This window comes from Streptomyces sp. NPDC127190, from assembly GCF_042672505.1.
Taxonomy (GTDB): domain Bacteria; phylum Actinomycetota; class Actinomycetes; order Streptomycetales; family Streptomycetaceae; genus Streptomyces.
This window is the reverse complement of sequence record NZ_JBHXVE010000020.1, coordinates 17581-39820: the sequence shown is the minus strand read 5'-3', so window position 1 is coordinate 39820 and position 22240 is coordinate 17581. Positions and strand designations below refer to the sequence as shown.

General features: G+C 71.1%; 14 protein-coding genes and 1 tRNA gene. 8 read left to right on the top strand and 7 right to left on the bottom strand.

What is annotated here, in order from left to right; translation table 11 throughout:
- Positions 1-88: 88 nt before the first annotated feature.
- The gene (locus tag ACFVIU_RS27445; protein WP_385845742.1) at positions 89-1093 is read right to left on the bottom strand and encodes a Gfo/Idh/MocA family oxidoreductase; all 1005 of its coding nucleotides are present in this window, start codon (positions 1091-1093) and stop codon (positions 89-91) included.
- A 145-nt stretch (positions 1094-1238) separates the two neighbouring features.
- Between ACFVIU_RS27445 and ACFVIU_RS27440 the strand changes: the two genes are divergently transcribed.
- Positions 1239-2261 (top strand): LacI family DNA-binding transcriptional regulator, encoded by a 1023-nt coding sequence (locus ACFVIU_RS27440; protein WP_385845741.1) that lies wholly within the window; start codon positions 1239-1241, stop codon positions 2259-2261.
- On the opposite strand, the gene ACFVIU_RS27435 is transcribed toward ACFVIU_RS27440, so the two are convergent.
- A complete protein-coding gene (locus ACFVIU_RS27435; protein ID WP_385845740.1) occupies positions 2233-3402 on the bottom strand; it encodes a Gfo/Idh/MocA family protein in 1170 nt (389 codons plus the stop codon). The two genes, ACFVIU_RS27440 and ACFVIU_RS27435, sit on opposite strands and share 29 nt — an antisense overlap.
- A gap of 114 nt (positions 3403-3516) precedes the next feature.
- Between ACFVIU_RS27435 and ACFVIU_RS27430 the strand changes: the two genes are divergently transcribed.
- The gene (locus tag ACFVIU_RS27430) at positions 3517-4521 is read left to right on the top strand and encodes a LacI family DNA-binding transcriptional regulator (RefSeq protein ID WP_385845738.1); all 1005 of its coding nucleotides are present in this window, start codon (positions 3517-3519) and stop codon (positions 4519-4521) included.
- Here the strand turns inward: ACFVIU_RS27430 and ACFVIU_RS27425 are convergent.
- A complete protein-coding gene (locus ACFVIU_RS27425) occupies positions 4511-4855 on the bottom strand; it encodes a cupin domain-containing protein (RefSeq protein WP_385845866.1) in 345 nt (114 codons plus the stop codon). The genes ACFVIU_RS27430 and ACFVIU_RS27425 overlap by 11 nt on opposite strands.
- A 146-nt stretch (positions 4856-5001) precedes the next feature.
- Between ACFVIU_RS27425 and ACFVIU_RS27420 the strand changes: the two genes are divergently transcribed.
- Together ACFVIU_RS27420 and ACFVIU_RS27415 are read left to right on the top strand one after the other, a co-directional pair.
- On the top strand, positions 5002-5517 hold the full coding sequence (locus tag ACFVIU_RS27420) for a hypothetical protein (RefSeq protein WP_385845737.1): 516 nt from the start codon (positions 5002-5004) through the stop codon (positions 5515-5517).
- 103 nt (positions 5518-5620) lie between these two features.
- A tRNA-Pro gene (locus ACFVIU_RS27415) sits at positions 5621-5694 on the top strand.
- A gap of 138 nt (positions 5695-5832) precedes the next feature.
- Here the strand turns inward: ACFVIU_RS27415 and ACFVIU_RS27410 are convergent.
- The 3 genes from ACFVIU_RS27410 to ACFVIU_RS27400 form a co-directional block, all read right to left on the bottom strand.
- A complete protein-coding gene (locus tag ACFVIU_RS27410; protein WP_385845735.1) occupies positions 5833-6792 on the bottom strand; it encodes a hypothetical protein in 960 nt (319 codons plus the stop codon).
- A gap of 83 nt (positions 6793-6875) precedes the next feature.
- Positions 6876-14396 carry an SDR family NAD(P)-dependent oxidoreductase gene (locus tag ACFVIU_RS27405; protein WP_385845734.1) on the bottom strand — a complete coding sequence of 2507 codons (7521 nt, stop codon included), beginning with the start codon at positions 14394-14396 and terminating at the stop codon, positions 6876-6878.
- 456 nt (positions 14397-14852) lie between these two features.
- Complete coding sequence (locus ACFVIU_RS27400) at positions 14853-16259, bottom strand: cytochrome P450 (RefSeq protein ID WP_385845732.1); 1407 nt, start codon at positions 16257-16259, stop codon at positions 14853-14855.
- A 600-nt stretch (positions 16260-16859) separates the two neighbouring features.
- On the opposite strand from ACFVIU_RS27400, the gene ACFVIU_RS27395 reads away from it, so the two are divergent.
- The 4 genes from ACFVIU_RS27395 to ACFVIU_RS27380 all read left to right on the top strand — a co-directional run bounded on the left by ACFVIU_RS27395 (position 16860) and on the right by ACFVIU_RS27380 (position 21407).
- Positions 16860-18572: a BTAD domain-containing putative transcriptional regulator gene (locus tag ACFVIU_RS27395; protein ID WP_385845731.1), complete on the top strand. Its 1713-nt coding sequence runs from the start codon at positions 16860-16862 to the stop codon at positions 18570-18572.
- Between the two features lie 89 nt (positions 18573-18661).
- Positions 18662-19720 carry an aromatic ring-hydroxylating dioxygenase subunit alpha gene (locus ACFVIU_RS27390; RefSeq protein WP_385845730.1) on the top strand — a complete coding sequence of 353 codons (1059 nt, stop codon included), beginning with the start codon at positions 18662-18664 and terminating at the stop codon, positions 19718-19720.
- Positions 19721-19848: 128 nt separating this feature from the next.
- Positions 19849-19974 (top strand): hypothetical protein, encoded by a 126-nt coding sequence (locus ACFVIU_RS27385; protein ID WP_385845728.1) that lies wholly within the window; start codon positions 19849-19851, stop codon positions 19972-19974.
- Positions 19971-21407: an MFS transporter gene (locus tag ACFVIU_RS27380; RefSeq protein WP_385845727.1), complete on the top strand. Its 1437-nt coding sequence runs from the start codon at positions 19971-19973 to the stop codon at positions 21405-21407. The genes ACFVIU_RS27385 and ACFVIU_RS27380 overlap by 4 nt, the downstream gene beginning before the upstream one ends.
- 20 nt (positions 21408-21427) lie before the next feature.
- On the opposite strand, the gene ACFVIU_RS27375 is transcribed toward ACFVIU_RS27380, so the two are convergent.
- Complete coding sequence (locus ACFVIU_RS27375) at positions 21428-22099, bottom strand: hypothetical protein (RefSeq protein WP_385845726.1); 672 nt, start codon at positions 22097-22099, stop codon at positions 21428-21430.
- Positions 22100-22240 lie beyond the last annotated feature (141 nt).

The following is a 22240-nucleotide window of genomic DNA, read 5'->3' as shown; positions in this document are numbered from 1 at the left end:
CCACCCGCGCGCGTGTGGGCCGACCCCTCGGGGGGCTCAACCCCCCGCGGGGGGGGGGGCCCGCCCCCGGGGCCCCCGCTGGTGTGTGTCAGGCCCGGCGCACCTCCGCGATCGTCACCGGCCGGTGCTCGTGCAGCGACAGGGTGCAGGCCTCCGCGATCCAGCCCGCCTCCAGGGCGTCCTCGATGGTGCAGGGAGAGGGCAGGCCGCCGGCCACGACCTCGGTGAACGCGGTGAGCTCGGCGCGGTAGGCGTCGGCGAAGCGGTCCATGAAGAAGTCGTGCGGGGTCCCGGCCGGGAAGGTCGCCCCCGGCTCCAGCGAGCGCAGCGGAAGCTTGTCGTCCAGGCCGACGGCGACCGAGTCCGTGAAGCCGTGCAGCTCCATCCGGACGTCGTAACCCCGGGCGTTGTGCCGGGAGTTGGAGACAACCGCGATCGTGCCGTCGTCCAGGGTGAGCACCGCGCCGGTGGTGTCGGCGTCGCCCGCCTCCCGGATGTAACCGGCGCCCCGGTTGCCGCCCACCGCGTACACCTCGGTGACCTCGCGGCCCGTCACCCAGCGGATGATGTCGAAGTCGTGCACGGAACAGTCCCGGAAGATCCCCCCGGACGCGGCGATGTACGCGGCCGGCGGCGGCGCCGGGTCCAGGGTCGTGCACCGGACCGTGTGCAGGGCGCCCAGCTCCCCGGCCCGTACGGCGGCCCGCGCGGCGGCGAAGCCCACGTCGAAGCGCCGGTTGTAGCCGATCTGGATGGGCACCCCGCTGTCCCGCACCGCGTGCAGCACCGCCACGCCCTCCGCCATGGAGCGGGCCACCGGCTTCTCGCAGAAGACCGGGACACCGGCCGCGACACCGGCCCGGATCAGCGCGGGGTGGGCGTCGGTGGCCGCGGCCACGACGAGGCCGTCCACCCCGGCCGCGAGCAGCGCCTCCGGCGAGTCCGCGACCTCGGCCCCGAACCGCTCCGCGGCGGCCTTGGCGGCGTCCGCGAAGGGATCGGCGACCACGAGCGAGTCGACGGCGTCCAGTCCGGCGAGGGTCTCGGCGTGGAAGGCGCCGATGCGGCCGAGGCCGAGGATTCCGATACGCATGGGTGGTGCAACTCCTCAGATGCTGGGGACGGGGAGTGGAAGGATCAGTCGGTCACAGGAGCGGCGCGGCCCTGTCATTCTTGTCAGTACAAACCCCTCGCACCACCATCAGCACGCCATCAAAAAACCCTCAAGGAGCCGGTCCATGGGCCATCCGTTCCCGATCCGGGAGATCGCACGCCAGGCGGGTCTGAGCGAGGCCACCGTGGACCGGGTGCTGAACGGCAGGGGCGGGGTCCGGGAGAGCACCGCGCAGGAGGTGTACCGGGCCATCGCCGACCTGGACCGCCAGCGCACCCAGGTGCGCCTGGTCGGCCGTACCTTCATGCTCGACATCGTCGTGCAGGCCCCAGAGCGGTTCAGTACGGCCGTACGCTCCGCCCTGGAGGCGGAACTGCCCGCGCTGCACCCGGCGGTGGTCCGCTCCCGCTTCCACTTCCGGGAGACCGGTCCCGCGCAGGAGCAGGCCGCCACGCTGGACCGGATCGCCCGGCGCGGCTCGCAGGGCGTCCTGCTCAAGGCGCCGGACGTCCCCGAGATCACCGCGGCCGTCGGCCGGCTCACCGCCGCCGGGATACCGGTGGTCACCCTCGTCACCGACCTGCCCGCGAGCGGCCGGATCGGCTATGTGGGCAGCGACAACCGCGCCGCCGGGGCGACCGCCGCCTATTTGATGGGCCAGTGGCTCGGGGACCGCCCCGGCAATGTCCTCACCAGCCTCAGCAGCGGCTTCTTCCGCAACGAGGAGGAGCGCGAGATGGGCTTCCGGAGCGTGATGCGGGCCCGGCATCCCGAGCGCACGCTGGTGGAGATCGCCGAGGGGCAGGGCCTGGACGCCACCCAGTACGACCTCGTCCGCGCCGCCCTCGCCCGCGACCCGGAGATCCGCGCCGTGTACTCGATCGGCGGCGGCAACAACGCCACCCTGCGGGCGTTCGCCGACCTCGGCCGGGAGTGCGCCGTGTTCGTCGCGCACGACCTCGACCACGACAACACCCGGCTGCTGCGCGAGCACCGGCTGTCCGCCGTGCTCCACCACGACCTGCGGCACGATCTGCGCGAGGCCTGCCACGCGGTGATGCGCTTCCACGGCGCGCTGCCGCCCGCCGGACCGCTGCTGCCGTCGGCGATCCAGGTGGTCACGCCGTACAACATGCCTCCAGGCTGACCCAGCCGCCCTGCGCCGCCGACCGGGCCATGGCCTCCAGTACGGCCGCGCTGTGCACGGCGTCCGCGAGCGTGGCGCCGTACGGCGTGCCCTCGGCGATGGAGCGGACGAACCGGTAGGCCTCGATCACCTTCAGGTCGTCGTAGCCCATCGCGTTGGCCGCGCCCGGCTGGAACGCGGCGAACTCACCGGCGCCCGGGCCCACGTACACCGTGCTGACCGGCTGGTCCTGGTAGGTCGTACCGCGGCTGACGCCCAGCTCGTTCATCCGGCGGAAGTCCCAGAAGACCGCGCCGCGGGTGCCGTGCACCTCGAAGCCGTAGTTGTTCTGCTCGCCGACCGAGACCCGGCAGGCCTCCAGCACCCCGCGGGCACCGGAGGCGAAACGCAGCAGGCAGTTCACATAGTCCTCGTTCTCGACCGGACCCGGTACGCCCCCCGAGGCGAGGGCGTGACCCGCCGTGGCGCCGGCCGGACGCGCCCGCTCCGGGAGGAAGATCGCGGTGTCCGCGGTGAGCGCGGCGATGTCGCCGAGCAGGAAGCGGGCCAGGTCGGCGCCGTGCGAGGCCAGATCGCCGAGCACCCCGCTGCCGCCGCGCTCCCGCTCGTAGCGCCAGGTCAGCGCGGACTCCGGGTGGGCCGCGTAGTCGCTGAACAGCCGGATGCGGGCATGGGTGACCGTGCCGATCTCGCCGGAGGCGATCAGCTCCCGGGCCGCCTCCACCGCGGGCGCGCCCCGGTAGTTGAAGCCCACCGTGCCCTGCACCCCGGCCCCGGCGACCGCGTCGGCCACCGCGCGGGCGTCCCCGGCGGTCAGGCCCACCGGCTTCTCAATCCACAGGTGCTTGCCGGCCTCGGCCATCGCCACCCCGATCTCCCGGTGCAGGAAGTTCGGCGCGGTGACGCTGACCGCCTGGACGCGCGGATCGGCGGCCACCTCGCGCCAGTCCCGGGTGGCGGAGGCGAACCCGAACTGCTCGGCCGCCTCCTCGGCCCGCCCCGGCACCTCCTCGGCGACCGTGACCAGCCGGGGCCGCAGCGGCAGCTGCGGATAGTGGTGCGGCAGCCGGGCGTACGCCTGGGTGTGCACCCGGCCCATCCAGCCGAACCCGACGACGGCGACACCCAGCGCTTCCACCATGAGAGCCCCTTGTGGTTGGACCGTTCCAACTCCTGTCGACGCCACCTTTGTGCGGACATAGCTGGGCTGTCAAGGACATTGACAGCGCCTCGGCCGCATGGAACGGTCCATCCCATGAGACCGCCGACGATCCGGGATGTGGCCGAGCGGGCCGGGGTGTCCAAGTCGCTGGTCTCGCTGGTGCTGCGCGACTCCGGCCCGGTCCGCCCGGAGAAGCGGGACGCGGTGCTGCGGGCGGTGCGCGAGCTGGGCTACCGGCCCAACGCGGCCGCCCGGTCCCTGAGCGAGCAGCGCACCCGGACCGTCGGCGTCCTCCTGGACGACCTGCGCAACCCCTGGTTCGTCGAGCTGCTCGACGGCCTGAACTCCCTGCTGCACACGGCCGGTCTGCACATGCTGCTCGCGGACGCCCGGCTGAACCGGCGACTCGGCCACGACCTCGCCGAACCCTTCCTGGACCTGGGCGTCGACGGTCTGGTGGTGGTCGGCACGGTCCCGGACGCGGGCGGAATCGGCGCGCTCGCCCGGCATCTGCCCGTCGTCGTGGCGGGCGCCCGCGAGCCGCGCCCCGACCGGGTCGACGTCGTCGCCGGGGACGACGAGCACGGCGCCCGGCTCGTCACCGAGCACCTCCTCGCCCTCGGCCACCGCAGGATCGCGCACCTCGCCGGCCATGGCGCCGTCGGCGAGCTGCGCCGGCGCGGCTTCGAGACGGCGATGCGCGCCCACGGCGCCGAGCCGCTCACCGAGCCCGGAGACCTGACCGAGGAGGGCGGCTACCGCGGCACGGTACGGCTGCTCAGCCGGGCCGAGCGGCCCACGGCGCTCTTCGCCGTCAACGACATGGCCGCCGTGGGCGCCCTGTCCGCGGCCGCGGAGCTGGGTCTGCGGGTGCCGGGCGATCTGTCGGTCGCCGGTTACGACAACACCAGCATCTCCCGGCTGCGGCACCTCTGGCTGACCACCGTCGACACCTCTCCGTACGAGATCGGCCGCCGCGCCGCCCGCTGTCTGCTGGACCGGTTCGAGCGGCCGGAGCAGGAGGGCGGCGTCCGGCTGGCCGCGCCGACCCTCGAGATCCGGGGCACGACGGCCCGGCCGCCTTCCCCTACAGCGTGATCGCGTACACCTTGCGCAGCGTCTCGTGCACGGTCCACGTCGTACGGTCGCCCGCGTGCAGCACCGCCAGGTCGCCCGGCCCCACGGCGAGCGTGGGACCGCCCTCGACCTCGATCGTCGCCGACCCGCTGACCACGACGAACACCTCGTCCGCCTCCGTGTCGGTGACCACGCCCGGCGTGATCTGCCAGATCCCGCGGAGCTGCCTGCCGTCCGCCGACTCCCAGACCACCTTTCCGGTGACCTCCGGGGCGCCGGAGACGATCTGCTCCGGGTCCAGGGGCTCGGGCTGGAGATCGGCGTCGGGGACATGGAGCGCGAAGCTGCGCGTGATCGGGGCGTGGCTCATGGGACGGACCCTAACGAGGCCGCACCCCCCGCCGCCGTCGACACTGTGTGCGGCATCGGGCCTGGTCGGAGGACACTTCGTCGGCCCACGCGAACTGGCGGCGGTGCGCGGCCCGGGCGATCGTGGAGTGCATGGCTGACTCCATGGCGGCCGCCGCGGCGCCGCCTCGCACGCACGACACGCGCGAGGCCGTCCTCTTCGGCGGGGTCTACGGCGCCGTCCTCGCCAGCTCGATGGTCGCCGCGCTCAGCCAGTACGGCCGCACCTCCCCCGCGGGCCGCCGCTACGACGCCGTCTGGCTGCTGGTCACCGCGCTGGCCTCGGCCCTCGCTCACGGCTACGCCCACTACATCGCCGAGCGCGCCCCGCACCGCCGCTGGGACGCGCTGCGGGCGATGCGCGACGAGTGGCCGCTGGTCACGGCCGTACTGCCGACCGTGTTCCTTTTGGCGGGCGCGGGCTGGGGCTGGTGGCCCGCGAACGGCGTCGAGTACCCCGCCTTCGCCCTCAACATCGTGCTGCTCTTCACCCTCGGCCTGGTCACCGCCCGCTGGTCGGCCCGGCGCTGGCCGGCCGCCGTCCTCATCGGCCTGGCCGACGCGCTGCTCGGCATGATCGTGGTGGTGGCGAACGCGCTGATCAAATAGCCGACACCGGCCGGCCCGCCCGGCGGGCCCGGCACCGGCACCCGTGCGAGTGCGGTAGGGTTGACCTGCGTGATCACGCGGAACACCCCGCGTGCGAGTGCAACGGGACGTGGCGCAGCTTGGTAGCGCACTTGACTGGGGGTCAAGGGGTCGCAGGTTCAAATCCTGTCGTCCCGACGTGAGTCGGAAAAGGCCGTCGGCCGGGAGAAATCCCAGGCCGGCGGCCTTTTGCGCAGGGTGCTGCGGCAGCGGAACGGGAGCCCGCCGCGGAAACGGCCCGCCAGGGACTGACGGGCCGTCATACGGGAGCGGGAACTACGCGCCGTTGAGGAACGGCAGCACGTCCACGGCATCGGTGATGCCGGGCGGCGGGCCGTCGACCCGGGTGCCCGGAAGCGCGTTCTGGATGATCATCGGTGCGAGCGTCGGGGTGGTGTTGACCTCGATGAAGTGGTTGACACCGAAGTTCTCCTGGAGGTCCGCGACGGATTCGATCAGGTTCGCGGGTTTGGTCCAGATGGTGAGTGACGCCTTCCTGACGGTGTCGGTTTCGATGATGGGCCGGCACTCGGTGGTGAAGTACAGCGGCGGCAGCACGGGCTGCACGGTCCGTTCCTCCGACCGCTGGATCGCCTGGAGGGCTGCCGGCTTGAACAGAGGGGTGTGGATGGGGAGGAGGGCGGCGAGCCGCCTGGAGGAGACTCCCTTGCGTTCCGCGTGACTCTGGAGAAGGTCCAGGTCGCCGTCCCGGCCGCAGACGACCGTCTGGTTCGGGGCATTGATCATGCCGACATAGAGGCCGTCCTCCGAGACCTGCCGGCACAACGCCCAAGCGGTCTGCTGGCCGGCGTTGAGGGCGAGCATTCCGCCCCGCAGCGAAAGCTTCTTGGCCTCCATGAAGCCCGTGAGCAGAACGTCGATCGTCTCTGCCATGGTCATGAGGTCGGTGATGACACTGCCGACGTTGAAGCCCGCGCCATGGCCGAGAATGATGGACGGCTGGACCTTCAGATCCAGCGCCATGTACACGGAGTACGGCACGAGCGTTGCCGAGACCAGGTTGTGGACGTACTCCGTTTCCTCACTCGGGGCCGGTCCGGAAGCGTCGGCGGTGAGCCGGGGTGTGACGGGTGGATGGCCTATGTCCGCGAGCTTCTCGTCGGTCAGCTCGAGGGCGGCGGCCACGCTCGGGTTGGTGTGGGCCAGCGTGCGCAGGATCCCTGCCGGATACGGGTTGCTGAACGGCGGAAAGGCCAGGGCTGTCGTGAGCGGCATGTGTTCTCTCCCGGGATATCCAGAAAACGGATTCGGCTCGTCTCGCTGCCGAATCCGTTTTCTGGACGACTAACGCGGGTCTGTCAGGACTGGGTCTCGGGACGCAGGTGGTTGAGGACGGTGGTGGCGATGGTGGTGAGAGGTGCGGTCATGACCTCGGAGGCCGGGATCGCGCAACCGGTGTGGCGGCGGATGTGGCCGATGAGTTCGGTGGCGGTCAGCGAGTCGGCGCCGAGCTGGTCGATGCGGCGGTTGACGTCGACGCGTTCGGGCGTGGTGTGGAGGCCGGAGGCCAGCCAGGACGTGAGGGCCTCCAGCAGGATCGGGCGGGCTTCCTCGGCGGTGGCGGCGGCCCGCACACGCGGCAGCAGGCTGTCGTCGTCGCCGGTGTCCGGCGTGTGGACCAGCGTGGCCGTACGCGGTGCGGTCACCGTGGGCAGGAAGGCCATCAGCGCCTGCTCCCGGCCCCGGGATTCGGCGACGACCGCCGTCACCGCGGTGTCCGGGTGGAGAAGCAGCGTGTCGAAGCGGTCCAGCGCCTGCGCCGAGGTCATCGGCAGGATGCCGTAGTCGCTCATCACCCCGGTGATTCCGGTGCGGTTCACGTACCCGACGTCGGAGATGGCGCCCAGCTGGAGGACACAGGCGGGCAGCCCGTCGCGCCGGCGCTGGCGCGCGATGTTCTCCAGGGTGAGGCTGGCGGCGGCGTACGAGGCCTGCCGCCTGTTGCCCAGCAGCGCGGCGAACGACGAGTACATCGCGAAGAAGTCGACGTCGCGTTCGCGGGTGTGGGCGTCGAGGAGCAGCGCTCCGGTGAGCTTGGGGTTCAGGACGGTCAGATAGCGCTCGACCGTCAGGTCGGTGACCTCGTCGTCGTCGAGGACCATGGCGGCGTGGACCACACCGCCGAGCCGGCGTCCGCTCGCGTCGAGATCCCGGAAGAGCCGGTCGACGGCGCTCGGGTCGGAGATGTCGACGGCGCGGGCGTCCACCTGGACTCCCTGGTCGGTCAGACTGCTGACCAGGGCGACGGCGTTCTCGTTGCGTGCGGTGCCACGCCGGCTGACCAGCGTGAGGTGACGCGCTCCCCGGCGGACCAGGTGCCGGGCGGTCTCGGCGCCGAAGCCGTCGAGGCCTCCGACGACCAGATAGGTCGCCGCGGGATCCAGCACCGGCGTCTCGGGGGCGCGGTCGAGGAGAACCCCGTCGTCGAGGACGATGACGGTCTTTCCGGCCAGGTGACCGGCCAGGACGCCGTCCATGGCCGCGTAGACCTTGTCGGCGGAGTAGACCATGTGCGGCAGCGGCCGGCACTCGCCGCTGTCGATCACCTTTTGCAGCTCGTCCAGGCAGCGGTCCACCGTGGGGGAGGGCTGCTCGAACCAGCCGACGACGTCGACGGCGTGAACGGTGGCGTCCCGGTCCAGGGACGGCATGCTCAGCGGCGCGGCCTGCGGCTCGACGTCGAAGAAGTGCCCCCCGGGCGCCAGCAGGTCCAGCGCACGCCCGCGCAGGTCCGCACTGAGAGCGCTGAGGTTGAGTACGACATCCACGCCGCCCTCGGCGACCTTCCGGACCTCCTCGGCGAAGCCGGCATCACCCGAGTCCACCACATGGTCGACCCCCGGAAGATCCAGCAGGGCCCGCAGAGCCGGCGTGGGGGCGCCGACGATGACGCGGCTCCCGGCGCGCTGGGCGAAGTCGATCGCCGCCAGCCCGGTCCCGTCGGATCCGCCCAGGACGAGCACGGTGTCGCCGGGACCCACACCCGCCACGTGTCCCAGGACATGGTGCGTGGTCAGCTGGGCGATGAGCAGCGACGCCGCCGCGGCGAAGGTGACCTGCTCGGGCAGCTTGACGACCCGGTCGGCCCGCAGGTTGATGTGCGAGGCCAGCCAGCCGCCCTGCGTGATACCGGCGACCCGGTCTCCCGGGCGGATGCCGGTGACGTCGTCTCCGACGGCGGTCACGATGCCCGCGCCTTCGCAGCCGAGGTGGACGTCGCCCGGACGCGCGCCATGCGGCGGGAGCAGACGCCCGGTGGCGAAGAGGGCGTCCCGGCCGTTGAGGGCCGCGGCCTGCACACGGACGGTGATCTCACCCGGCGCGGGGGCGGGGACGCTGCGGTCCTGCCAGACCAGCCGGTGCGGGGTGCCCGCCTCGCCGTGGACGGCGAGCGCGAACTGCTCGTCGGCGCCGTGGACGCGGGTCTGCCGGGTCTCCGGCAGCGCCTGCACCCGCACGGCGAAGCGCCCGTGAGGAGTGATCACGCACTCGTCTTCGGCATCCGGGTGGGTGATCTCGTACGCCACGTGGCCGGCCGCCTGCTGTGCCGACTCCGCGGTTCCGCCGACGACACGGATCCGGTGGACGGTCAGCAGCGCCTGCTCGTTGGCCAGGGTGCGGGTGGCACCCCAGAGAGCCGCGCCGGTGTGCGTCATCGGGGCGTCCAGGCTGTCGGCGGTCGCGGCAGCGACCAGCCACAGGGTGGGCTGGAGATCGCTGCCGGCCTGCGCACAGGCGGCCGCCAGGGCACTGAGCTGCGCGAGGGCGTGAGCAGCACGCGCGGTGGTCTGCTCGACGGTCGCCTGCTCGCCGTCGTCGGCGACCAGGACGATGTCGACCGGCCCCGCGGCCGGCAGCAGCGCCGCCCAGTCCGACTGCGGCTGGAGGTCCGAGAGCACCACCTCGCGTGCTCCCGTGGCCGTCAGGGCCGCGGCCACGAAGCCGCCCAGACGGTCGGCGGAGCTGTCCCCGCTCTCGGAGATCAGCAGGCACGGAGCTGTCGCGCCGTCCGCCTCCTCGTCCTGCGGCGAGCCGACGGCTGCGGCGCCCGTGGCGCGCACCGCCGCGATGACCGACGCGGGAACGCCCTCGTACTCCGGCTGGGCGCTGAGGAATCCGCTGGTGGAGAACCCTGCCTCGGCCAGCACCGTCTTCCACTGCTCGCGGGTCAGCGCCGCGCCGGCCGGCCGCAGCTCGGTGTCGGTGGAATCCCAGAAGGAGTCCAGGATGCCGAACAGCGTCGCGACATAGGAGTTGGTGTGCAGCTCGAGGGCGACGAGCTGACCGTTGTCGTCCAGGAGCGTGGCGGCGTGCCGCAGGCCCTGGGTGATGTCGGTCGTCGTGTGCAGGGCGTTGCTCGCCACGACGAGATCGAAGGAGCCCGGGACGAAGCCCTGCTCGGTGGGGTCGATGCTCAGGTCGAGAGCCTGGTACTCGACGAAGTTGAAGGCGGCGAACCGGGCCTCGGCCTTGGGGAAGAACGCCGCGGAGACGTCCGTGTACACGTAGTGCGTACGCTCGGGCGGCAGGTGGGGCAGGATGCGCGCGGTGAAGCCGCCGGTGCCGGCGCCGATCTCCAGGATCCGCAACGGCCGGTCGGCCGGCCACTCGGCCAGGGCGGCCTCGAGGTAGGCCACGGCGGCGTCGGACAGATACGTCAGACCCGGGTCGTGGTTGTACACCTGCGCGGCGATGGGACCGGACTCGCCGAACAGCACCTCCAGTCCCTCTTCCGCACCGGTGAGGACGCCGGCCAGGCTGCGCCCGACCCATGCGGCGGCCTGCCACATCACGATGAGCTCGGGGAACTCGTTCAGCCGCTGCTGCAAGAGCTCCTCGGGCGCGGGGGTACCGCTCTGCACCCAGCCGCCGTCGGCACGGGCGGTCAGCAGCCCGTGCCGGGCCCCGATCGCCAGCATCATCTCGACCAGCGGGGACAGGATCTCCCTGACGCCGGCGGTCTTCAGGTCGTCGAGGGTGAAGACCCGTCCACCGACCGGTCCGTCCAGCTCGATGGCGCCTCGCGCCACCGCGGACTCCAGGATGCTGCTCACCGCGGCCGCCATGTAGTGCGCGCTCAGCTGCCGGGACCGTTCCATGTGGCCGTCGTAGCCACGGTCCCGGAACGCGTCGTCGAGCCGGGTGATGACCGGGCCGCACTCGTCGATGACGCGGGCGGGCGCGGGGAGCGGAGACGGGGTGCCGGGCAGCGCGGTCATCCGCGGGCGTGCCTTGAGCTCCTCGGTGTACAGCTCGGGCGCGGGAGAACCGCTGTTCTCGATGCGCCGCGCGTACACGTCCTTCAGGTCGAGCAGGACCGTTCCGTCGGTGTCGCACACGGTGATGTCGGCCATGAGCCCGGTCTCGGTGACGGACGTCAGCCGCAGGTACGCCATGACGGTGGCGGGCAGGGGACCCCAGACGCGGACGCTCCCCATCGACACCGGCAGGTGCGGGACGTAACGCTCCGCGGAGCCGGTGACCACGTGGGCGGAGAGCGGCAGCATCGCCTGGAGGCAGCCGTCGAGGAGGACGACACGGGCCTGGTGCTCGGCGTCGGCGAAGTGATCCGTACGAAGCTGCGCCAGGCCTTCGCCGTCCTGGACGGACAGCCCTGCCAGCACCTGGAACGCCGGCCCGTAGTGGAGCGACACCGCGGTGCAGGCCCGGTAGTGGTCGGACGTGTCCACGGTTTCGGTGAGGCGGCCGGCGAGAGCGGCCACGTCCACCGGGGCGGGCCTGGCATCGGCCAGGCCGCGCCACCGCCCGTTCACGTGCTGGACGGCCTCGATGTCCGCGCCGGTGTGCCCGGCGACGACGAAGGTTCCGTCGGGACGGACGGTAGTGGTGGTGCGTACCGGAGCCGAGCCGGGATCGCTGGGCAGGGCCAGCGACCTGATCAGCGACACGTCGAGCAGTTCCACGGGGCCGCCGGACACCTCGCGGGCCGCCGACAGCGCCATGTCGAGAAAGCCCGTGCCCGGCATGAGGACGGCCTCGCCGACCTTGTGATCGGAGATCCAGGCCGCGTTCTGCTCCCGGCCCCACGTCGGGTCGGCCCCGAGCAGGCGCCGGCCCAGCAGCGGATTGGACGGAGCCGGCTGCGTCACCGGCGCCATCTCGTGGTCGGCCCACCACGAGGGGTCGCCCAACTGGTAGCGCCGGCGCTGCCACGCGTAGGCCGGGACGTCCACGACGCGGCCGCCCTGCGGGAAGAACCGGTCCCAGTCCAGCTGCGCACCGGCCGCGACCGTGTGCAGCACGGTGCCGGTCAGAGCCTGCGGGCCGGCGTTGATCCGGGTCAGCGTCGGCGCCACCTCGACCGAGGCTCCCGCGTCGACGGCGATGCGGCGCAGGTAGCCGCTGAGCGCCGGGTGCGGGCCGACCTCGACCAGCACGTCACAGCCGTGCTCCGCGCCGATGAGCGCCTCGACCGCCGCGGCGAACTGGACCGGTTCGCGCACGTTGCGCCACCAGTAGTCGCCGTCCATCTCATGGTCCGCGAGCGCGCGGCCGGTGACGGTGGAGACCATCGGGATCTCGCCCTCGCGGGCCTCGAGCTGTCCGAGGCCCTCCAGCAGCGGGCCGCGGACGGCGTCCATGGCCGGGCTGTGGAAGGGGTAGTCCAGGCGCAGGAACCGGAAGGACACGCTGTCGCGAACGCAGCGCTCCTCGATGGCCTCCAGCGTGTCGCTGTCCCCGGCCAGGGTGACGTCGTTGCCGGAGTTGACGGCCGCGACCACCACACGCTCGCTCGCGCCCATCTCGTCGAGCATCCGCTGGGCCTGCGCGGGCGACAGTGCCACGGCCGCCATCCGCCCGGTGCCGAAGGTGGGTGCCTGGGCGAGGCTCCGGTACGCGATCACGCGACAGGCCTGGGTGCGGTCCAGGATCCCGGCGCAGTAGGCGGCCGCGACCTCACCGACGCTGTGGCCCGCGACCGCGTGCGGGAGCACGCCCCGCTCGCGCAGCGACATGATCAGGCCGGCCTGGAGGGCGAACAGCATCGGCTGCGCCACCTCCGTCAGCGCCCACCGGCCGTTGTCCGGCGTCGCCATCTCCGCCTCGACCGACCAGCCCAGCAGCGGTTCCAGTTCGCGGCTGACGGCCTGGATCTCGGCGGTGAAGGCAGCGTCCTGCCCCAGCAGTTCCGCACCCATCCGCGGCCACTGGGTACCGTTGCCGCTGAAGATGAACCCGACGCGGCCCCGGGCCGTGCTGGTGGCCGAAGCCGCCTCGTCCGAGGCGCCCTTCTCCGCCATCTCGCGCAGTGCCTGGGCGGCCGCTGCGCCGCTGGAGGCCAGCACGGCGGTGGACAGCTCACGGCGCTCGCGCCGCCGCGCCGTGGTGAACCCGACGTCCACCAGGGCGGAATCGTCCAGGCCCTCCAGGTAGGAGGCCATCGTCAGCGCCGACTCCCGCAGCGCCGCCTCGGTCCGGCCGGTGACCACCACCGGCACGGCCGTGGCCGGCCGCTCGGCATCCGCGGGCCCGTCCCCGACGGTCTCCGGGAACTCCAGCACCACGTGCGCGTTCGCGCCGCCGATACCGAAGGAGTTGACACCGGCGATGCGCCGCGCGCCGGGCTCGCCGTCCAGCGGCTGCATCTCCGTGACCGGGTTCAGCCCCAGCGCGTCGAAGTCGATCGCGTGGTTCAGGGGCTGCGCGTGCAGGGTGGCGGGCACCTGCTGCTTGCGCAGGACCAGCATGGCCTTGAACAGACCCGCCATGCCGGCTGCCGCTTCGAGGTGCCCCAGGTTCGACTTCACCGAGCCGATCGGCAGCGGCTTGCCCTGGCGCCGCCGTCCCAGAACCCGCCCGAGAGCCTCGCACTCCGTGGGGTCGCCCGCCGCCGTTCCGGTTCCGTGCGCCTCCACGTACGACACCTGGTCGGCGTGCACACCGGCCTCGGCGTACGCGCGCTCCAGCATCGCCGCCTGGGCGTCCGCGCCGGGCATGGACATACCGAGGGTGCGCCCGTCGGAATTGACCACCGACGACCTGATCACCGCGTGCACCCGGTCACCATCGGCCAGAGCACGGCTCAGGGGCTTCAGGAGCACCACGCCGGCGCCCTCCGACCGGACGAAGCCGTCGCCGTTGTCGGAGAAGGAGTGACAACGCCCCGTCGGGGAGAGCATCGACGCCTGGCTGGACATGACGTGTCCGCCCGGGCCGAGGACCAGGTTCACACCGCCGGCCAACGCGGCCTCGCAACGGCCCGAACGGACCAGCTCGGCCGCCAGGTGCAGGGCCGTCAAGGACGACGAACACGCCGTGTCCACCGTGTGGGAGGGCCCGTGGAAGTCGAACAGGTACGACATCCGGTTCGCCGCGCTGAACGCGCCCGTACCGGTGGGGGCGAACGAGTTCAGAACGCCGGGACGTCGGGTCAGCAGACCCCAGTAGTCCTGCACGGTCAGCCCCATGACGACACCGACGTCCGCACCGGCCAGCAGCCGCGGATCGATGCCTCCGTCGTCGAAGGCCTCCACCGCGCACTCCAGCAGCAGCCGTTGCTGCGGATCGATCTGACCGGCTTCCTTCGGCGATATACCGAAATACTCCGGGTCGAACCCCCACACGTCGCCGACAATGCCGGCCGCGTCGGTGTACGACTTCCCCGGTCGCGGCCCGCCCTCTGCAACAAAATCATCGGTGTTGAACCGGTCACCGGGTACCGACGTCACAAGATCCTGGCCACCGGACAAGGCCTCCCACAACCCGTCCAGTGTGGTGATTCCCCCGGGGAGACGGAGTCCCACGCCGACCACCGCAACAGGCTCGCCCGACCCCGGTGCCGTCTCCGCACTACTCATGTCGCCTCGTTCTTTACTCACCATTACTGCGTCTGCCTTTCGCGTATTTTTTTCCGCACGCGTGACCGCTCGCGATTTTTTGTATGGGTGATCGCTCGCGTTTCCGAACAGGGGGATCCTGTAGTTGTTTACGCGGCTGCCGGTATCTCGGATACTCGTATTGGTCCCCCTGCTGAGGGGACCGGTAACCACCGAAGAGTAAAATGATCCGGATGTGGCGAAACCCGATTCACCGCACGCAGTCATACCCGCAGTGCGGCTACGTGAACTAGTTCGCTATGGAATACAGCGTTGCCGGAATGGGGTCGATATTCCCCGGAAGCCGTGGAGGCTTTTGCGGCCCAGGGCACGGGCGAGCCGGGCGATCGGCTTGCCGGTCTCCCTGGGCGACAGGATCTGCCTCGCTCCGGGCGGCAGAACCTGTCTGGCTGTGTCGAATGGATCCGTGCGTTCGCGCTATGCCGTGCGCTGTGATGCGGTCCTGGCACGCAGGCGCATCTTGAGATGACGCGGTCCCATGGAGGGGGTGACGGCCGGGGGCTTCTGGCCGGGAATGGTTTCCAGCCGCCAGCGGGAGGCGATGTCCGTCAGCGCCAGTACGGCCTCGATGATGGCGAACTGGTCGCCGATGCACTTGCGTGCGCCGCCGCCGAAGGGCAGGTAGGCCTTGTTGCGCGGTGCCGCGTGCAGCGCTTCGGCGTCCCAGCGGTCGGGGTTGAAGACGTCGGGGTCGGTGTAGTAGCGCGCCTGGCGGTGGACGGCGTAGGAGCTGTACGCGATGGTCGTCCCGGCCGGGATGTCGTAGCCGCCCAGGTGGGTGTCCGCCGTGACGATCCGGGTCCAGATCATCCCGGCCGGCGGGTACAGCCGCAGCGTCTCGGTGATGATCTGGTGCGCGACCTTCAGGTCGGGCACGTGCTCGTAGGACACCGGCTTGCCGTCCAGGACACGGTCGGTCTCGTCCCACAGCCGCTGCTGGATATCCGGGTTGGTGGCGACGAGGTAGAGCGCCCAGGACAGGGCGATCGCCGTGGTCTCCGAGCCCGCCACCAGGAAGGTGAGGACCTCGTTGCGGAGTTCGGCGCTGCTCAGACGCTCGCTCTGGCCGTCGGCCGGGCACTCGGTGTCGCGGGACGTCAGGAGCGCCGAGAGCAGGTCCCCGTGGTCCTCGGAGCTGACCTGGGCCTTGTCGATGATGTCGGCGACGGTGCTGTGGAGTCCGGCCACAGCCCGCTGATAGCGCCGGTTGCCGGGGGTCGGGATCTGGTTCAGCGCCGCCGGCATGAAGGTCTGCCGGTACGTCGCGTGCAGCACCTCGATGGCGTCGCTGACCGTCTGACGCAGGTCCTCCGCCGACACCATCCCGCCGAGCATCGCCTGCAACATGTTGTGCATCGTCAGGCTGAGCATTTCCGACGGCATGTCCAGGACCTGACCGTCACGCCACGGGCTGGTCCGCAGGGTTGTCCCCTCGGTCATGGCCTGGGTGTAGCCGGGAAGCCGGTTGCGGTGGAACGCGGGCTGTACCAGTCGGCGCTCGCGCCGGTGCATGGAATGCGGGCAGGTCACCAGACCGTCGCCGAACACCTCCCGGGCCTTGTCGAACAGCAGACCGCCCTTGTCGTAGACGCGGTCGTTGAGAAGTACCTGCGAGATCAGCTCGGGGTCACAGACGAACACCGCCTTGAGCGGGCCGACGTTGATGCGCATCATGTCGCCGTCCGCGACCAGCGAACGCAGGAATCCCCTTGGATCACGGAGTGCCTTCACTGCGTGACCCACGACCGGGAGGCCGCCGGGCGCCACAGGAACGCTGTTACTGGGATCTGTGGTGGTCCTCTTGTCCGCAACCACGTTGCGCATGCGATTCCCCCAGGTGCGTCAAGTCACATTCAGGCCCATCCGAAAAGAGGGCCGATAATGAACGATCGAGTGTTTTATTGATGCGACGTAAATGAGCGCCTTTCGCGGCCGTCAGACTATCAGCCTGCTCGCGACGGGGCCGTGACGCAAACGTGATCGCAGCGTGATCTTGCAGGTCAGCGTGGTTTTTGTGGGGCGGGCCCGGCCGATCGTTCAGTCCACGGCTCGCCCCGGGATCGCCTGTGCGGCACCACGAAAATGACTCTCCGGTCACAATTACAGACAAAGATCACATACGTATCCCTAAATATGATCCCGGCCACAAAGCAGAAATCGCCGTCGGGACTTGACGGCAATCGCCAAAATAATGATTTAATAACATCGTGCGTCTGAGGGCTGAGACGCTTCATGGCTTCATGTCGGTGAGAGCTGCTACTCGGGCAAGGAGGGGACGTGCAGTTCGCAATCCTTGGTCCAGTCGCGATGCGTTGTGCGAACGGCGATCCCTGGCCCATTACGAGACCGCGCCAGCGGAGCACCTTGGGAATTCTTTTACTTAACAGCGGGCGTCGCGTTAATAAGGGATATCTCGCGGAGGCGTTGTGGGGCACCGACCTGCCCAGCGATCCGGGTGGCGCGCTGCGCAGCAACCTCTACGGTCTGCGCAAGGCGGCTCCGATCAGGGAGCGCCTGCACACGGGCCCTGACGGCTATGGTCTCGCGCTGCGCGAAGGCGACGTGCTGGACCTGCACTGCTTCCAGGGCCTGGCCCAGCAGGCGCGGGCGGCCCAGCTGCTGGGCGACGTGGACGACGCCGCCCGGCTCTTCCAGCGCGCCCTGGACGCCTGGGCCGACCCGCCGCTGGCCGACATCCCGGCCACGCCGATCATGCAGCCGGTCATCTCGGAACTGCTCGAGCACCGCCACACGGTCCAGGAACAGCTGGTGGACGCGCGACTGGCCCTCGGCCAGCACCATGAACTGCTGCCGCTCCTGATGTCACTCACCACCGCGCAGCCACTGCGCGAGCGACGGTGGGAGCAGCTCATCCTCGCCCTGTACCGGTGCGGCAGGCGGGCGGAGGCGCTGGACACGTTCACCCGGGCGCGCCGGCTTCTCGCCGAGGACTACGGCATCGACCCCGGCGGCCCGTTGCAGCACCTCCAGCAACTCATCCTGGCGGGCGACCCGATGCAGTCCCTGTCGCTGCCCGTTCCGCCGCAGCGGGTCCAGGCCGAGACCGCGCGGGAGCCGCGCCCGCAGAGCCACGAGGTCCCCCGGCCCCCGGTCGACATTCCCCATCAACTCCCCGCCGAACCCCGGCACTTCATCGGGCGCAAAACCGAACTCGGAGTGCTCACCGACCTGGCGAACGAGATGTCGCCGGTCGGCTCCTCCCCGGTGGTTTCCGTGCTGTGCGGCGCCCCGGGAATCGGCAAGACGGCCCTCGCCCTGCATTTCGCCCATAAAGTCGCCGACCGATTCCCCGATGGGCAACTGTACATAGATCTGGGTGCTTTCAGCCCGGCGGCCGATTCGGTGAGTATTCAACAAGCGATCCGGTCCGTCCTCGCCCCGCTGATCCCGTTGCCGGAGCCGGACACGATGACCCCGGCGGCCTATGTCAACCTGTACCGGACCGTCCTCGCACAGCGGCAGATGCTCATCCTGATCGACAACGCGTATGACAGCGCGCAGGTGCAGCCCCTGATCCCGGCCGCCCCGCAGGGCATGGTGGTCATCACCAGCCGCCGCAAACTCACCGGCCTGGTGACCTCGCACGGCGCCCATCTGACCACCCTGGACGTGCCCTCCAGGGCCGAGGCGGAGACCCTGCTCACCAGCAGGCTGGCCGCCGACGGCCTCACCGTCGACAGCGCCTCCCTGGCGGACGTGACCGAGGCCTGCGCACGGCTGCCCCTGGCGCTGGTGATAGCGGCCACGCGAGCGGTCGCACGGCCCATGGTCCCGCTCCGTCACCTGGCCGAGGAACTGGAGAGCGAGCAGAATCGGCTCGACGTGCTGCGCGGCGGCCGCACTTCGGGGGACATCCGGGCGGCCTTCTCGTGGTCGTACGAGCGTCTGACGAGCGCCGAGGCGCGCATGTTCCGCGTGCTCGGCGCACACCGGGTACGCGACATCACCGCCGCCGACGCGGGCCGGCTGGCCCACGTGCCGGCCTTGGAGGCGTTGCAGTCGCTCACCGGGCTCGCCTGCGCGCACCTGGTCCGGGAGTACGCCCCCAAGCGGTACCACTTCGACGACCTGATGCGTATCTACGCCGCGGAGAAGGCGAGGGAGACAGAAGACTGACCGCTGGACAGCACGACACCGAAGCGACTGCTACGAGCGCGGTCGCCGCCCGGGTGGCGGCCGTCGGCAAAGGGACTTGGAGGAAGACCGTGAACAGCCACACGCTGGCCAGGCTCCGAGAGCGAGTGTGGCCGGGAGCCGTTCCGTCGGGGACCGACCCGGTCAGGGGAGAGGCGGACGGGGCGCCGCTGCCGTACCCGTCGGGATGGTTCTGCCTGGCGCTGTCCCGTGAGGTGCCGGCCGGCGCGGTGGTGAAACGCCGCTTCATGGGCCGCGATGTCGTCCTCTACCGCACCAGGGCCGGCGTCCTGCGGGTCGTGGATGCCCACTGCCCCCACCTGGGCGCCCACCTCGGCGTCGGGGGAGTGGTCGAGGGCGAGCATCTCGTGTGCCCGTTCCACCACTTCGCCTTCGACGTCGAGGGATCCTGCGTCAAGGTCCCGGGCGGAACCCCGCCCCGGATGACGCTGGGGCAGTACACCGTGCGCGAGCGGGGCAAGGTCATCTATGTGTGGCACGGCCATGATGCCGCGCCGCCCGCCTGGGAGCCCTCGGAGATATTCGACGACAGGTTCACGCCCGTCGCCTCCTGGAGCACGCTCCTGGCCTCGCATCCCCAGGAGGTCATGGAGAGCTTCGTCGACTACGAGCACCAGGGGGTCGTACACAACGTCTCCCTTCAAGAGGCGGCCCCGCCGGTGGAGGAAGGGCCGTTGCTGCGGATCTCCTTCCGGGCGGACATCGCGCTCTCCGTCGGCCTGGCGACCATCAAGGTGGAGCAGGGCCTGGCGCTGTCCGGCCTCGGCCTGGCGTCGGGCGAGGTGACGCTGGATCAGGTCGGTCTGAGACTGGGCGTCCTGCTCACGGCGACCCCCGTCGGGCCATGGCAGACGTACCTGCGTGTGGTCATCGTGACGGAGGACGCCGCGCACGCGGATTCCTCCCGGCTCTGGAAGGCCGCCTCCCTGTCCTGGTCCACGGTCGCGGGACAAGCGCTCGTGCGGACCATCGCCCACCAGATGCGCCAGGACGCCAGGATCTGGAACGCCAAGCGGTACGAGCCGGACCCCGTGCTCGCCCCCGGGGAGAGCGCCATCGGCCACTACCGCCGCTGGGTGCGCCAGTTCTACCCCCCGGACACCGTGTGACAGCCGACGGACACCGAGGCGGGTCCGATGATGCGTTGACGGCGGCTCGCTCCGGGACCTACGGTCCGCGCATGATCCCCATACCCACATTAGCGGCCGTGCCGCGTCCGGCTCCCCGTCAGGTGACGATGCCCTCACGGCCCCGCGTGGGCTCGCCGTCGCTCCGCCCCGGCTTCGCCGCCAGCGGCGACCCCGAGGTCCGCGACTCGGTACGGATCAACTTCCACCACATCACGACGGGGGCCGGCCGATGAACACGACCCGGGAGCGCTCCGAGGCACGGCTGCTGGTCCCGTCCCTGGTGTTCATCGCCCTGGTCGTGTCGGCAGTCGCCAGCCTCGGCGCACCGCTCATCACCAGCGTGGCGACCTCGTTCCGCGTCTCGCTCGACAGCGCGCAGTGGACCCTGACCATCGCGCTGCTGAGCGGCGCGATCGCCACGCCCGTCCTCGGCCGGCTCGGAGCCGGCCCGCACCGACGTGCCACGATCCTCGCCACGCTGGCAATCGTCGTCGTCGGCAGTGCGCTCACCGTGCTGCCCCTGCCGTTCGCGTGGCTGCTCGTCGGCAGGGCCGCACACGGCATCGGGCTCGGTCTGACGGCGCTGATGATGGGCGTGGCCCGCGACCATCTCCCCGAGGAGCGCAGCGCGGGCACCATCGCCCTGGTCTCGGTGGTGTCCATCATCGGGGTCGGCGTCGGCTACCCGCTCGCCGGGCTGCTCACCGAGTGGGGCGGGGTGCGCGCCGCCTACGGCCTCGGTCTGGTGGTCACGATCGTCGCCTTCCTGGCCGCCTGGCGCTCCATACCCGCAGCCCCTGAAGGCCGTTCGGCCCATGTGAACACAACGGGCGCGCTCCTCCTGGCGGGTGGACTGTTCCTCGTCCTGTTCCTGGCCGGCGAGAAGAGCCTGTGGAGCCATCACCTCGCCGTGGCGGTGGTCCTCGCGCTCGTCGCCGTGCTCCTGCTCTGCGTCTGGACCGTCTCCGAACTGCGCGCCGAGACGCCCCTGGTCGATGTGCGGGCGCTCCGGCACCCGGTGGTGGCCGGGGCGAACGCCGCCATGTTCGTGGGCGCGATCGGCATGTACATCCTGTTCACGCTCATCTCCCGGTACGCGCAGACGCCACACAGCGCCGGATACGGCTTCGGGCTCGACACCTTCGTCGCCGGGCTGGTGCTCGTGCCGTTCTCCGTGCTCGGGTTCGTCGCCGGCAAGCTCACGCCTCGGATGCGCGAACGGATCGACGACCCCTGGCTCCTGGCCGGCGGCGCTGTCGTCATCGCCGCCGGGTTCGTCCTCTTCGCCACGGCCCGGTCGCACCTGGCCGAGCTGTTCCTGGCGATGAGTGTGCTGGGCCTCGGCGTCGGCAGCTTCTCGGCCGCCACGCCCGGCGTCATCCTGGCCGTCACCCCCAAGAGCGAGACGTCCAGCGCCATGAGCATCAACTACGTCATGCGCAGCGTCGGGTACTCACTCGGCAGCGCCATCGGTGGCCTGGTCCTCGCCGCCGGCACCGACAGCGGCCGTGTCTTCCCCCACGACAGCGCCTACACCACGGCAGCGTGGGTCGGCATCGCCGCGATGGCGATCACGGCGATGGCCAGCCTCGTCCTAACCCGCCAGCGCTCGCCCGAGGCCGAACCGGCTGTCGCCCCGGCAGACGCGCCGAGCCGCAGCCGGTAGGGCCCATGACCCGCTCGTGGTTACGGCGTGTAGACCTGTTCCAGGGAGTGGATGGCGCCGTCGTCGCCCGTCGCGTACTTGAAGACCAGTCCGGAGTTCGGGTGCGCCTTGATCCAGTCGACCAGTTCCTGCACACCGATGCGCTGGTTCTTGCTGCCGGCGACGATGGGGTTGGTGGCGGTGACGTAGGCGGCCTGGTCGAGGGCCCAGCGGCTGTCCTCGCCGGTGACGACGAACGGCGTGCCGTCGGAGTCCTTGCCGGGGCATCCCCACGCCCCGTGCTGGATGACGAGGTTGACCTTGCCGGTGCCGGCGGGCAGTTCCTCGACGCGGTAGACGGCGATCTCGTCGGGGTCGACATGGTCCGGGTCCGGTGCCGTGCTCGCGCAGCCGGTTGCCGGTGCCGTGGGCGTGGCGGAGCCGGGTGTCTTGGCGGCGGGCTTCGCCGCGGGCGTTGCGGTACCGCCCGCACCCGGCGTCGCGGTCGACGTGGGAGCCGCGCTCCCCGGGCCGCCGGTGCCTCCTGTGGCCCCGCCCTTGTCGCCGCCGGGCGTCCGGCTCGCCGTGGCGGAGGTGCCCGGTGAGTGCTCGGCTCCCGCGGTGGAACCGTTCCCCTGGCAACCGGTGAGCGCCGCGGCCAGTGCGGCGACGGTGAGCGCGAGGGCGGCGGGTCTGAGGCGCTGCGTGTGCATGTCGGGATGTCCCCCCTGGTCAGAGGCGGCCATGTCGGCCGCGCAACGGTCGGACAGTAACAACGCCGCAGCTCAGGCCGCATCACCGGAACGTCTCGTGTCACGGACTCCGGACAATGCCGTCACCGGGCACGGACCATG